Source organism: Microbacterium jejuense, from assembly GCF_019511665.1.
Lineage (GTDB): Bacteria > Actinomycetota > Actinomycetes > Actinomycetales > Microbacteriaceae > Microbacterium > Microbacterium jejuense_A.
The window spans coordinates 1-12,832 of the sequence record NZ_JAEUAW010000003.1 but is presented as its reverse complement, the minus strand read 5'-3'; the positions used below and the strand labels follow the sequence as shown (position 1 = coordinate 12,832).

The following is a 12,832-nucleotide window of genomic DNA, read 5'->3' as shown; positions in this document are numbered from 1 at the left end:
CGCCGGCGATGGCAGGCGCGGCTGCGACCGGGCTCGACCCCGACCTGGACGGCTTCACCGGCGTCATGAGTGTTCGCCGCGGCGACGAGATCCTCGGCGAATGGGCAGTCGGACTCGCCGACCGCACGTGGAGCGTGCCGAACACGGTCGACACGCGGTTCGGGCTCGCGAGCGGCGCGAAGACCTTCACCGCGCTCACGGTGCTCGCGCTCGTCGGCGACGGCGAGCTGTCGCTGCAGACACCCGCACGGCTGATCCTCGGCGAGGACCTGCCGCTGATCGCCGACGACGTCACCGTCGACCACCTCCTCACCCACACGTCGGGCATCGGCGACTACCTGGACGAAGAGATCGATGCGTTCGCGCCGATGACGGCGCCCGTGCAACGGCTCGACTCCACGCCGGCGTACCTGGCTGTGCTCGACGGCTTCCCGACCAAGTTCCCGGCCGGCGAACGGTTCTCGTACTGCAACGGCGGCTACGTCGTGCTGGCGTTGATCGCCGAACGCGTGTCGGGTTCGCCCTTCGCCGAACTGGTGGCGCAGCGGGTCTTCGGTCCCGCCGGCATGACAGCATCCTCCTTCCCGCGGTCCGACATCCTTCCTCCGTCGACGGCGACGGGGTACAAAGCCGACGGGCGGACGAACGTCTTCGAGCTGCCGGTCCTGGGCTCCGGTGACGGTGGCGCGCATTCCACCGTCGCCGACCTGCACCGCTTCTGGCTCGCCCTCATGGACGGACGCATCGTGCCGGCCGAGCTGGTGGCTCTGGCGACGGAGCGCGTCACCTCCGACACCGGCGACGGCCTCGGCTACGGCCGTGGCATCTGGCTCGACGGCGACGAGCTGCTGCTGTCGGGCGGCGACCACGGCGTGACGGCGTCGAGCAGGCACCACCCGCTGACGCGGACGACGACGACCGGGCTCGCCAACATCGAGGTGCCGACGTTCGCCCGGGTGAAGTCGCTCATGGCCGCCGCGCGCAGCGCACAGCGGTAGCGCCGATGTCGGAGGCGGTCCGTAGCCTCGGCAGATGACCAGCCCCCAGCCGTTCACGATCTCCGTTCCCGATGCCGAGCTCGCCGACCTGCGCGACCGGCTGGGGCGCTTCCGTCCCCTTCCCGACTCGCCGCGCCGTCCGGCGTCCGGCATGACGGCCGGCTACCTCGAGCAGCTCGTCACCTCGTGGCGGGAATGGGACTGGCGGGCGCGAGAAGGGTGGCTCAACGCGCACCCGCAGTTCCTCGTCGACATCGACGACACCACTGTGCACTTCGTGCATCTGCGCTCCGGGCGCCCCCACGCGCCGGCGCTGCTCGTGATGCACGGGTGGCCGCACACGTTCGCCCTGCAGCTGGAGTTCGCGGACCTTCTTCCCGACTTCGACGTGGTGGTGCCCAGCTTTCCGGGCTTCGCCTATTCGACGGCCTACACCGGCGGGCCGATCACCGAGAAGCGGCTCGCGGCCACGATGCACGCGCTCATGACCGACGTGCTGGGCTATCGGCGCTTCATCACGTACGGCGAAGACGTGTCGGCCAATGTCAACGACCTTCTCGCCGGCGCCTATCCCGAGTCCGTGGCGGGGATCGTCGCGACCCACTCGCACTTCCCCTCCCGTGCAGAGCGCGAACTGCTCACGGCGCCCGACGAGGTCGCCTTCTTCGAGCGGCTCGACCGGTGGGGCGGCGAGAACGGCGCGTACGGCCACGTGCAGGCGACGCGGCCCGACACGCTCGCCGTCGGGTTGAACGACTCTCCGGCAGGCCTGGTGGCATGGCTCGCCGAGAAGCTGGTCGAGTGGAGCGACACCCCTGCCGGCGACCCGCGGGCCGTCGAAGCGCGCATCTCGCGCGAGCGGATCCTCACCGAGGCGATGATCTACTGGACGACGCAGAGCATCGGCACGTCGTTCCGGCCGTACTACGAGGGCGCCGATCAGCCCGATGAGATGCCGCAGGTCGAAGTGCCGGCATCCGTTCATGTCCAACGGCACGAGGGGGATTATCCCGAGTCGCTCGCGCGGCGGTTCTACCGCGATCTCCGCACGTTCGAGCGGCTCGACGAGGGTGGGCACTTCGCCGTGGCGGAGGTCCCGGCCGCGATGGCAGAGCGCGTGCGCGCGTTCGCCCACGAGATCGGCCTCCTGTGACCGGTGGGTGGGGCGCCGCGGCGCCCCACCCACCGTCGGATCAGCCCGTGAGGCCGCGGCGTTCCAAGAGCGGCTGGATGACGGCATCCCGCCCGCGGAAGTCGCGATACGCCTCGAGCGGGTCCTTCGAGCCGCCGACGCCGAGCAGACGGTCGCGGAAGCGATCGCCGTTCTCTCGCCGCAGGCCGCCGTTCTCGCGGAACCATTCGACGGTGTCGGCGTCGAGCACCTCGCTCCAGATGTATGAGTAGTACCCCGCGCTGTAGCCGCCCGAGAACACGTGGGCGAAGTACGTCGACGAGTAGCGCGTGGGCACGGCGGGGTTGTCGAGGCCGATGTCGGCGAGGGCGGCGGCTTCGAACTCCGCGACGTCGATGTCGGCCGCGGACTCCTCCGCGGTGAGGGAGTGCCACGCCTGATCCAGCCACGCCGCGGCGAGGTACTCGCTCGTCGCGAAGCCCTGGTTGAAGGCTTCGGACGCGTGCAGCTTGTCGACGACCTCGGCCGGCAGCGGCTCGTCGGTGTCGATGTGGCGCGCGTACGACGCGAGGATCTCGGGCCAGTAGATCCACATCTCGTTCACCTGGCTGGGGAACTCCACGAAGTCCCGGAACACGTTCGTCCCCGCGAAGTGCGGGTAGGTGACGGTGGCGAACAGGCCGTGCAGGGCGTGCCCGAACTCGTGGAACAGCGTCGTCACCTCGTCGAGGCTCAGCAGGGTCGGCTGACCGGCCGCAGGCTTCGGCACGTTGAGGTTGTTGACGACGATGGGCGCCGTGCCGCGCAGCCGCGACTGCAGCACGATCGAGTTCATCCACGCGCCGCCGCGCTTGGTGTCGCGCGTGTACAGGTCGAGCACATACAGGCCGAGCGCCGAGCCGTCGGCGTTGTGCACCTCGAACACGCGCGTGTCGGGGTGGTAGCCCTGCAGGTCGTCGCGCTCGGTGAACGTGATGCCGTAGAGGTCCGTGGCGGCGCGGAACACACCGTCCCTGAGCACGCGCTCGGCCTCGAACCACGGACGCAGCGCCGCGCGGTCGAGGTCGTACTCGGCGGCGCGCACCTTCTCGGTGTAGAACGCCCAGTCGTGCGCTGCGACGGCGAAGGGCGACGGCTCGGCATCGACGATCGCCTGCAGCTTGGCCTGCTCGCGGCGGGCGTTGCGGGCGGCGGGCACGGCGAGCTCGCGCAGCAGGCTGTGCACGGCGGCGGGGGATCCGGCCGTCTCGTCCGAGGTGACGTAGGCGGCGTGCGAGTCGTAGCCGAGCAGCGCGGCGCGCTCCGCCCGCAGGCGCACGATCTCGAGCAGGGTGGCGCGGTTGTCGTGGTCGTTGCCGCGCGAGCCGCGCGATCGGGATGCCGCCAGGAGGCGCTCGCGTGAGCTCCGGTCGGTGAGGCTCGACAGGTACGGGTGGCCCGTGAAGAGCGTCAGCGTGACGACCCACTTGCCGTCGAGGCCCCGATCGGCGGCCGCCTGCGCCGCCGCTGACAGCTCGCCGTCGCTGAGGCCGTCGAGCTGGGCGGCGTCGTCGAAGACCACCGCGAGGTCGTTGGTGTCGGCGAGGAGGTTCTTCTCGAACTGCGTGGTCAGGGTCGACAGCCGCTGGTTCAGCTCGGTCAGCCGCGCTTTGGCGGCGTCGTCGAGGCCCGCGCCGGCGTGCGACATCTCGGTGAAGTGCCGTTCGACGAGGTAGCGCTCCTCGGGTTCGAGTCCGAGGTCGTCAAGCTGGTCGTGGAGCGTCTTGATGCGCCAGAAGAGCGCCGAGTCGAGCTGGATCGAGTCCTGATGGGCCGACATGAGCGGGGCGAGCTGCTCTTCGATGGCTTGGATCTCGTCTGTCGCATCGGCCGACGACACCGTGTAGAAGGTGCGGGCGACGTCGCCCAGCAGGCGACCGCTCTCTTCGAGCGGGACCAGGGTGTTCTCGAAGGTCGGCATCGATCGCACGGCGGTGATGCGCGCGACCTCGGCCTTGTGCTCAGCGAACGCCTGCTCGAACGCCGGGAGGTAGTGCTCGGGCCGGATCGCGGCATAGTCGGGGAGCCCGTACGGGAGCGTGCTGGGGGACAGGAGGGGGTTGTCAGCCATGCCCGCCAGCCTAGTGCGCGCGGCTCGGCATGCCGAGATGTCTTTGCAAAACAGTGGTTGCAAAGAAATGCTTGCAAAGGGTTCTTTGCATCGCTATCTTTGAGGACATGGAAGACGAGACCCCTCGCACCCGGCCAGATGCCGCCGAGAACCCGCGTGGCGACCGCGTCCTCGATGCCGGCGCGCTGCGAGCTCTCGCGCACCCGCTGCGGGTCAAGATCTACGACATCCTCAGTCAGTACGGACCGCAGACCGCCAGTTCGCTGGCCGAGCGGCTCGGGGAGTCCTCGGGCTCGACCAGTTACCACCTGCGCGCCCTCGCCAAGCAGGACCTGATCCACGAGGTGGACGGCCGCGGTTCGGGCCGGGAACGCTGGTGGGAGCGGCCGAAGGGCGGCGTGTCGTTCGCCAACCCCGAGGCCATCAAGACACCGTCCGGCCGGGCAGCGACCCAGATCGTCATGGGTGAGTTCTTCAAGCTCCGCCAAGAGCAGCTCATGGAGTTCATCGATCGCGGTCTGGCCGAAGAGGAGGACCAGTGGCAGGAGGGGAGCATGATCTCCACCGCCACGGCGCGCCTCACCCCGGAGCAGTCCGCAGAACTCTCCCGCAAGATCATGGCGCTGATCGACGACGCCGTGGACAACTACCGCAATCAGACCGGCGAGAACGTCCGACCCGTCACCATCCGGGCCGACGTGTTCCCGCTTCCGGAACTCGAAGACTAGGAGCGCTGTCATGACCGCCATCACCGCCCACCACGTCACGTCGTCCCACGCCCAAGCCCGCACGACCGCGTTCGAGCGCACACTGCTGCAGGCGGCATCCACCCTCGACGCGTTCGTCGCCGCACGGCTCGAGCGACGCGCGAGCGTCGCCCGCCGCGAGGCCATCGCGGTTCAGGATGCCGCCACGCGCGCCCGCGGCGCGGCCGAGGCACGAGGCGCCCTGGGTGTTCTTCCGCGATGACCGAGTCCGTCGACATCGCGTCTGAGGCCGAGTCGTCGGCCGGGCGGGCACGCAGAGTCCCGCTCGGCCCCGACTTCGGGAAGCTCTGGACAGCGGCCGCCTTCAGCAATCTGGCCGACGGCATCGGCCGTACGGCGGTGCCTCTCATCGCCACGACCCTGACCCGCGATCCGCTCATGATCTCGGTGCTGGGAGCGCTGGCGTTCCTGCCGTGGCTGCTCTTCGGACTGCCGGCGGGGATGATCGTCGACAGGTTCGACCGCCGCATCGTCATGGCGGTCGCGAACACGGTGCGCGGCGGTGCGGCTCTCGTGCTCGCCGTGCTCACGGTGACCGGCACCCTGTCGATCTGGGCGCTCTTCGCGGGCACGCTGGTGTTCGGCCTCGGCGAGACCCTCTTCGACAACGCCACGAACGCCGTCATCCCCGGCGTCGTGAAGCGCGAGCAGCTCGATCGTGCGAACGGCTGGATGCAGGCCGCGCAGATCACGATCGACAGCTTCATCGCCACGCCGATCGGCGGCGTGCTGTTCGGCATCGCCCTCGCGGTGCCGCTGTGGGTGGGCGGAGCCGCCTACCTCGTGCCCATCGCGCTGGCGCTCATGCTGCCGCTGTCGGCGGCGCGCCCGCTGCGCGAGCCCGCGCCCGAGACGGTGCCCGATCCCACCGCGCCCGACGTGGCGCCCGCCGGCGCGACCTCGGAGCCGGTGCCGGCGCCGCTCCCGCAGACGTCGGTATCGGCCCGTGAGGCGATCCGCTTCCTGTGGCGACACTCCTATCTGCGCTCGATGGTCGTCTTCACGTCGATCGTCGGATGCTGCCTGTCTTTCGCCCAGGCCGTCACGGTGCTGTTCTTCCTCGACGTGCACCATGTCGACCCGGTCGCGATCGGCTTCGTCACCGCAGGCATCGGCATCGGTGCGCTCGTGGGCTCGCTGCTGGCCTCGCGTATGGTCTCCCGGTTCGGACGCGGCCCGGTGATGGTCGCCGCCAACGCCATCGTCGCGGTGTCGTCGGTGCTGATCGGCGTCGCCCCGAACGTCGGGCTCGCGATCGCGGCTTACGCGCTCATGGCGTTCGCGGTGTCGACGTGGAACGTGCCGTGGGGCGCTCTGCGGCAGCAGATCATCCCGCCGCATCTGTTCGGGCGCGTGCTGGGGATCACCCGCATGCTGACGTGGGGCATCTTCCCGATCGCGACGCTGCTGGGCGGCCTCGTCTCACGCATCAGCCTGCAGCTGCCCTTTGTGATCTCGGGGGTGATCGTCGCCATCGCCACCATCGCCGCGCTGCGGCTGCTGATCGTCGGAACCCGCGAGGCTGGCGCGGAGGCAGAGCCCGCACCGGCCACCTGAGCGGGACTCAGGCGAACTCGTCCTCGTCGTCGTGACGCACCACGACGGCTCCGGTCCGGTCGATCGTCACGATCACGCCGGTGTCGAGCTCGGCGACCGGCCGGCCCTCCAGCCATGTGAGCGTCCAGCGGGGCGCCGGCGTCCCGGGAGGCAGGTCGCGCTCGACGGCGGCCAGCTGTTCGTGGAGCTCCTGAGGAACCGCGGCCGGGGGCTGCTCCCCGGCCGTCCAGCGCGTACCGAGCTGCATGTCAGTCCTCCTGCGGGGCGAGTTCGATCGCCGTCACGGCCAGCGTGTCGGCATCCTCGTATTCGACGGCGGCGATGCGGCCCACGGCTCGCAGGTCGCCCTCGGCGAGCTTGATGAGGGACAGGGACTCCGCGGGACCGGCGATCACGGCGCGCGCGACCTCCGCCTTCTGCGACACCTTGGCCTCGGTCTTGGCGCGGCGGACGCCGATGAGCGCCTCACCCACGACGGCCAGCACGGCGGGGTCGCCCCACTCGTCCTCGGGTGCGACCGGCCACGCGGCGGTGTGCACCGAGCCCTCGTTGAACCACGACCAGGCCTCTTCGGTCGCGAACGACAGCACCGGGGCGAGCAGGCGCAGCAGCGCCGACAGCGCCAGCCGCAGCGCGAGCGCGGCCGAGGCCTGCCCGGTGTCGGTCTGGTTGTACGCGCGCTCCTTGACCAACTCGAGGTAGTCGTCGCAGAAGGTCCAGAAGAAGGACTCGGTCAGCTCGAGCGCGCGGGCGTGGTCGTAGTTCTCGTACGCCTTCGTGGCCTCGCGGACGACGCCGTGCAGGGTGGCGAGCATCGACGCGTCCAGCGCGTGCGTCACCTCGGCGCCGTCGGGAACCGGGAACGACAGCACGAACTTGGCGGCGTTGAGCACCTTGATCGCAAGGCGGCGCCCGATCTTGATCTGCGTCGGGTTCTGCGGGTCGAAGGCCGCGTCGTTGCCCAGGCGGCTCGACGCGGCCCAGTAGCGCACCGCGTCCGAGCCGTGCTGCGACAGCACGTCGGCGGGCGTGACGACGTTGCCCTTCGACTTCGACATCTTCTTGCGGTCGGGGTCGACGATGAAGCCCGAGACGGCGGCATCCGTCCACGGCGCGCGGTCGTCCTCGAGGGCGCTGCGCAGCATCGTCGAGAACAGCCAGGTGCGGATGATGTCCTGGCCCTGCGGGCGCACGTCGAACGGAGCCACCAGGCTCCACAGCTCGGGATCGCGCTCCCAGCCGCCGGCGAGCTGCGGTGTCAGCGACGAGGTCGCCCACGTGTCGAAGATGTCGGTCTCGCCGTCGAAGCCGCCGGGGACCCCGCGCTGGTCGGCGGTGTACCCCGGGGGGACGTCGCTCGACGGGTCGACCGGGAGCGAGTTCAGATCGGGGGTGAGCACGCGGGAGTAGTCCCGCTCGCCGTTCTCGTCGAGGCCGTACCAGATCGGGATCGGCACGCCGAAGAACCGCTGGCGCGACACCAGCCAGTCGCCGGTGAGGCCGTTGGTCCAGTTCTCGTAGCGGACGCGCATGAAATCGGGATGCCACGACATCTGCTGGCCGAGCGCGATGAGCTTGTCGCGCAGCTGCTCGTCACGGGCGCCGTTGCGGATGTACCACTGGCGGGTCGAGACGATCTCGAGCGGGCGGTCGCCCTTCTCGAAGAACTTCACGGCGTGGTTGAACGGCTTGCCGACGGCGGTCATGTCGCCGGTCTCCTGCAGCTTCTCGACGAGCGCCTTGCGGGCCGAGAACACCGTCTTGCCGGCCATCTCGGCCTCGTACCAGGCGATCGCCTCGGCGCTCTCGACGATGGCGGGCGCCTTCGGCAGGAAGCGGCCGTCGAGGCCGATCGTCGTCATGTTCGGCAGGTGGCGGCCGTCGGTGGTGCGCAGCTCGCGCCACCACACGATGTCGGTCACGTCGCCGAACGTGCAGACCATCGCGGCGCCCGTTCCCTTGTCGGGCTGAGCGAGATGGTGGCCGTGGATCTCGATGTCGGCGCCGAAGAAGGGGCTGCGCACCTTCGTGCCGATGAGGTGCTTGTGCGGTCCCTCGGGGTGCGTCACGATCGCGACGCAGGCGGGCAGCAGCTCAGGCCGCGTGGTCTCGATCGTGATCGCGCCCGAGCCGTCCGCGAAGGGGAAGTCGATCGTGTGGAACGACGCCTGCTGCTCGCGGTCCTCGAGCTCGGCCTGGGCGACGGCGGTGCGGAAGTCGATGTCCCACATCGTGGGCGCGAGGTCCTGGTACGCCTCGCCGCGCTCGAGGTTGCGCAGGAACGCCAGCTGGCTGGTGCGGATCGTGTCGTCCGAGATCGTCCGGTAGGTCTGAGTCCAGTCGACGCTCAGACCGAGCTGGCGGAACAGCGCCTCGAACTGCTTCTCGTCCTCGACGGTGAGCTTCTCGCACAGTTCGATGAAGTTGCGGCGGCTGATCGGAACCTGGTCGGCGGCGCGGCTGGACTTGTTGTCGCCGCCCTCGAACGGGGGAGTGAAGTCGGGGTCGTACGGCAGCGACGGGTCGCAGCGCACGCCGTAATAGTTCTGCACGCGACGCTCGGTCGGCAGGCCGTTGTCGTCCCAGCCCATCGGGTAGAACACGGTCTTGCCGCGCATGCGCTCGAAGCGCACCTTGAGATCGGTGTGCGTGAACGAGAACACGTGCCCGATGTGCAGCGACCCGGATGCGGTGGGCGGAGGGGTGTCGACGGAGAAGACGCCGCCACGTCCGGCCTGGGCGGCACGCTCGCGATCGAACAGGTAGGTGCCCTGCGCGTTCCACGCCTCATCCCACTTGGTCTCGAGGCCCTCCAGTGCGGGCTTCTCCGGAATCAGCGCGTCGGACATGAGGTCTCCTCGATCGATATGTGCGGCACTGTGTGAGCGTGCCTGAGTGTGGGATGTCGTCCGAGTCTACCGGGGCCGGCAGTACCCCCGGGAACAGTGGATGCCGGCGCCCGAGGCCGCCGGCATCCACTCGTTCCGATCGTCAGGCGGCGACGGTCGCCGTCTCGGGCTCGGTCGCGAGCTCGGGCTCGACCGGCCGGCGGGCGGCCAGCCAGGCGGAGACGAGCGTGATCGCCGACATGATCGCGAGGATCACGCCGGGGTGCCACCAGGCGAACCCGGTCGCCGAGCCCAGCTGCAGGGTGAGATAGGGGACGAAGCCGCTGATCGTCGCCGCCAGGGCGTACGAGAACGACAGAGCCGAGTACCGGAACCTGTCGGGGAACAGGTCGTTCATGAGGCCGCCCAGCGCCGCCCAGGCCATCGTGGGGAGGATGCCGCCGACGATCATGGTCGCCACGAGGATCGGGAAGGTCGCGAACTGCAGCAGGAAGTACATCGGGAACGTGATGACGAGCGTGCCGAGGGCACCCCACAGCACCACGCGCGCCGAGCCGATGCGGCTCGCCCACGCTCCGAAGAGCGGAATGGTCACCAGCTGCAGCAGGCCGCCGATCGTGGTCGCGATCAGCAGGTCCTGGAAGCTGAATCCGAGCTCGGCGACGCCGTAGTTGACGGTGTACGTGTTCATCAGTGAGTACGAGCCGATGCCGAGCAGCGCCGCGCCGATCGCGATCGCCATGGCTCCGGGACGCTTCGCGAACATCGTGACGAACGGCACGCGATCGCGTCGGCCCTCCGTGACCAGACCGGTGAAGACCGGCGTCTCGGTGATGGACCACCGCAGGTAGAGCGAGACCAGCAGCAGCGGGAGGGCGAGGAGGAACGGGATGCGCCAGCCCCACTCCGCCATCTGCTCCGCAGGAAGGACGGCGGTGAGGACGATGAACACGGCGGCCGACAGGATGGACCCGACCGGCGAGCCGAGCTGGGGGATCGCGGCGTAGAACGCGCGCTTGACCGGGCCGGAGTTCTCGGTGGCGATGAGGATCGAACCGCCCCACTCGCCGCCGAGCGACAGGCCCTGCACGATGCGCAGCAGGATGAGCAGCACGGCACCGAGCCAGCCGGCCTGCGCGTAGGTCGGGAGGAGCCCGATGAGCCCGGTGGCGACACCCATCAGCGCGACCGTCCACAGGAGCGTCGCGCGCCGGCCGAGCCGGTCGCCCATGTAGCCGAAGATGAGGGCGCCCACCGGGCGCACCACGAAGGCGAGTGCGATCGTGAGGAACGCGACGCTCGTCGCTCCGACCTCGCCGAGCGGGTCGAAGAAGAGAGGCCCGACGAAGAACGCGGAGAAGTAGGCGTAGAGGTAGAAGTCGAAGGATTCGAGCGACGTGCCGACCATCGAGGCCCACGCGACGCGGCGGGTGGGGGCGCTCTCGGGAGCGATGGCGGCCCGGTGGTTCTCGGGCGAGGTGGGTGCTGCGGTCACGGACGTCAATCTTGGCACGAGTCCAGAAACCCTGGCGCCGCCGTGGGCATTCCCGCCGGTGTCAGTCGCGCGCCACCGCGTTCGCGGCGATGACGTCCGCGAAGAAGCCGGCACTCTTCTTCGGGGTGCGCTCCTGCGTCTCGAAGTCGACCGCGATGATGCCCCAGCGCTGGGTGTACCCCTCGGCCCACTCGAAGTTGTCGAGCAGCGACCACACGTAGTGGCCCTCGAGGGGCACGCCGTCGCCGATCGCGCGGGCGGCCTGCTGGAAGTGCGAACGCAGGAACTCGACACGATCCGGATCGTCGACCGTCAGGTCGGCGGTCGGGTCGGGGATGCCGTTCTCGGTGATGACCAGCGGGATCGCGGGGTACTCGTCCTTCAGCCGCACGAGCAGGTCGTACAGGCCCCGCGGCTCGATCTGCTGCCAGCTCGCCGCCGAGGTCGGCGCTGCCTCCACCGTGTTGCCGATCCCATCCACGCCGGTGACGCCGTAGTACTGGATCGCGAGCAGGTCGCACGGCGTCGAGATCACTTCGAGGTCGCCCGGCTGCTGCAGTGCGCGGAAGGCCTCGGGGTCGGCGGGCAGCTGACCGGGCTGATCGCCGATCGCATCGTCCGGGTAGGAGCCCTTCAGCACGGGGTCGAGGAAGAGCCGGTTCTCGCGCGCGTCGGTGAACGTCGCGGCCTCGGGGTAGTCGGGCTCGGTGGCGATCACCGGGATGAGGTTGAGCGCGGCGCCGATGCGGCCGAGTGCGCCGCTGTCGCGGAAGCGCTGCACCGCGAGGCCGTGCGCGAGCAGCTGATGATGGACGGCCGCGGCTGCCGCGTCAGCCGTGCGCAGGCCGGGTGCATGGGTGCCGTACCAGTGGCCGACGAACGCGTGCGTCTTCGGCTCGTTGAGGGTCAGCCAGTCCGCCTCGGCGTCGCCCAGCGCGTCGAAGCAGATCGCCGCGTAATCGGCGAACCGTTCGGCGGTGTCGCGCGAGCCCCAGCCGCCGGCATCCTGCAGCGCCTGAGGCAGATCCCAGTGGAACAGCGTGATGGCCGGACGGATGCCGGCACCGACGAGCGCGTCGACGAGGCGCCGGTAGTAGTCGAGACCCGCCGGGTTGACCTCGCCCGCGCCGGTCGGCAGCACGCGCGACCACGAGATCGAGAACCGGTAGGCGCCCAGCCCGAGCGAGCTCATGAGCGCGACATCGTCGGCGTAGCGGTGGTACTGGTCGGCAGCAGGATCCCCCGTCGAACGATCGGCGATCTTGCCGGGGAGAGCCGCGAACGTGTCCCACACCGACGGTCCTCGGCCGTCGGCGGTGAGAGCGCCCTCGATCTGGAAGGCGCTCGTCGACGCGCCCCACGTGTAGCCCTCCGGGAACGCCATCGGCTCTGCCGGCGGCGTCCACGGGGCCGGCGTGGGCGTGCCGCTCGGCGACGTGCTCGTCGCACCCGGCGCGCAGGCGGCCAGCGCCGCGGTGAGCGTGATCCCGCCGGTGGCGAGCAGGAAGGTCCGACGGGAGAGGTCGCCGTCGCGGCGCAGGGGAGTGGGCATCGTCGCCTTCGTATGCGGTGGGTCCTGGAGCGCGTGGGAGCGCTCTCACGCGCGGCACAGCCTATCGCACCGACGCCGGGTAGAATCAACCCCAACGACATCGATCCGGCCATCACCGGGGAGTCTTCGGAAGAACGCGGGGCTGTGCTCCGTCACTAGAACCGAACGGGGCAGGCCCGTCACAGCCGCAGTGAGAGGGGATGGATGCCGGGCCACCGGCATCCCTCAATGCAGGGTGGTACCGCGGTCGTCCCGGATTCGGATCCGGGCGGATCGTCCCGGCAGGAAGCACACGAGCGAGCACCTGCGAGAGATGATGACCTACCCCCGCCCCTCCGCCTTCGGCCTGGCTCTTATACACAGCTGACGCTG

10 protein-coding genes are annotated in these 12,832 nt (G+C 69.8%); 5 read left to right on the top strand and 5 right to left on the bottom strand.

The genetic code is table 11. The features are described from left to right. The first annotated feature begins 8 nt into the window (after positions 1 to 8). Together JNB62_RS03895 and JNB62_RS03890 are read left to right on the top strand one after the other, a co-directional pair. Positions 9 to 998: a serine hydrolase domain-containing protein gene (locus JNB62_RS03895; RefSeq protein WP_220299572.1), complete on the top strand. Its 990-nt coding sequence runs from the start codon at positions 9 to 11 to the stop codon at positions 996 to 998. 34 nt (positions 999 to 1,032) lie between these two features. Continuing rightward, positions 1,033 to 2,151, top strand: coding sequence for an epoxide hydrolase family protein (locus tag JNB62_RS03890; RefSeq protein ID WP_220299571.1), 1,119 nt, complete (start codon positions 1,033 to 1,035; stop codon positions 2,149 to 2,151). A gap of 40 nt (positions 2,152 to 2,191) precedes the next feature. Here JNB62_RS03890 and JNB62_RS03885 read toward each other — a convergent pair whose 3' ends face one another. After that, positions 2,192 to 4,240: a M3 family metallopeptidase gene (locus JNB62_RS03885; RefSeq protein WP_220299570.1), complete on the bottom strand. Its 2,049-nt coding sequence runs from the start codon at positions 4,238 to 4,240 to the stop codon at positions 2,192 to 2,194. Between the two features lie 107 nt (positions 4,241 to 4,347). On the opposite strand from JNB62_RS03885, the gene JNB62_RS03880 reads away from it, so the two are divergent. From JNB62_RS03880 to JNB62_RS03870, 3 genes are read left to right on the top strand one after another with little or no spacing between them, the layout of a single operon-like run. After that, positions 4,348 to 4,968, top strand: a complete 621-nt coding sequence (locus tag JNB62_RS03880) for an ArsR/SmtB family transcription factor (RefSeq protein ID WP_220299569.1) — start codon at positions 4,348 to 4,350, stop codon at positions 4,966 to 4,968. Between the two features lie 10 nt (positions 4,969 to 4,978). After that, positions 4,979 to 5,209: a hypothetical protein gene (locus JNB62_RS03875; protein WP_220299568.1), complete on the top strand. Its 231-nt coding sequence runs from the start codon at positions 4,979 to 4,981 to the stop codon at positions 5,207 to 5,209. After that, on the top strand, positions 5,206 to 6,564 hold the full coding sequence (locus JNB62_RS03870) for an MFS transporter (RefSeq protein WP_220299567.1): 1,359 nt from the start codon (positions 5,206 to 5,208) through the stop codon (positions 6,562 to 6,564). Before JNB62_RS03875 ends, JNB62_RS03870 begins: the two co-directional genes overlap by 4 nt. Positions 6,565 to 6,571: 7 nt before the next feature. Here the strand turns inward: JNB62_RS03870 and JNB62_RS03865 are convergent, their stop codons facing one another. The 4 genes from JNB62_RS03865 to JNB62_RS03850 form a co-directional block, all read right to left on the bottom strand. Beyond that, entirely contained in the window at positions 6,572 to 6,811 is a 240-nt protein-coding gene (locus JNB62_RS03865; RefSeq protein ID WP_220299566.1) for a hypothetical protein, read from the bottom strand. A gap of 1 nt (position 6,812) precedes the next feature. After that, positions 6,813 to 9,413, bottom strand: coding sequence for a valine--tRNA ligase (gene valS, locus JNB62_RS03860; RefSeq protein WP_220299565.1), 2,601 nt, complete (start codon positions 9,411 to 9,413; stop codon positions 6,813 to 6,815). A 142-nt stretch (positions 9,414 to 9,555) separates the two neighbouring features. Further along, on the bottom strand, positions 9,556 to 10,908 hold the full coding sequence (locus JNB62_RS03855; protein ID WP_308291718.1) for an MFS transporter: 1,353 nt from the start codon (positions 10,906 to 10,908) through the stop codon (positions 9,556 to 9,558). A gap of 61 nt (positions 10,909 to 10,969) precedes the next feature. Continuing rightward, positions 10,970 to 12,460, bottom strand: coding sequence for a GH1 family beta-glucosidase (locus JNB62_RS03850; protein ID WP_220299564.1), 1,491 nt, complete (start codon positions 12,458 to 12,460; stop codon positions 10,970 to 10,972). Between the last annotated feature and the right edge of the window lie 372 nt (positions 12,461 to 12,832).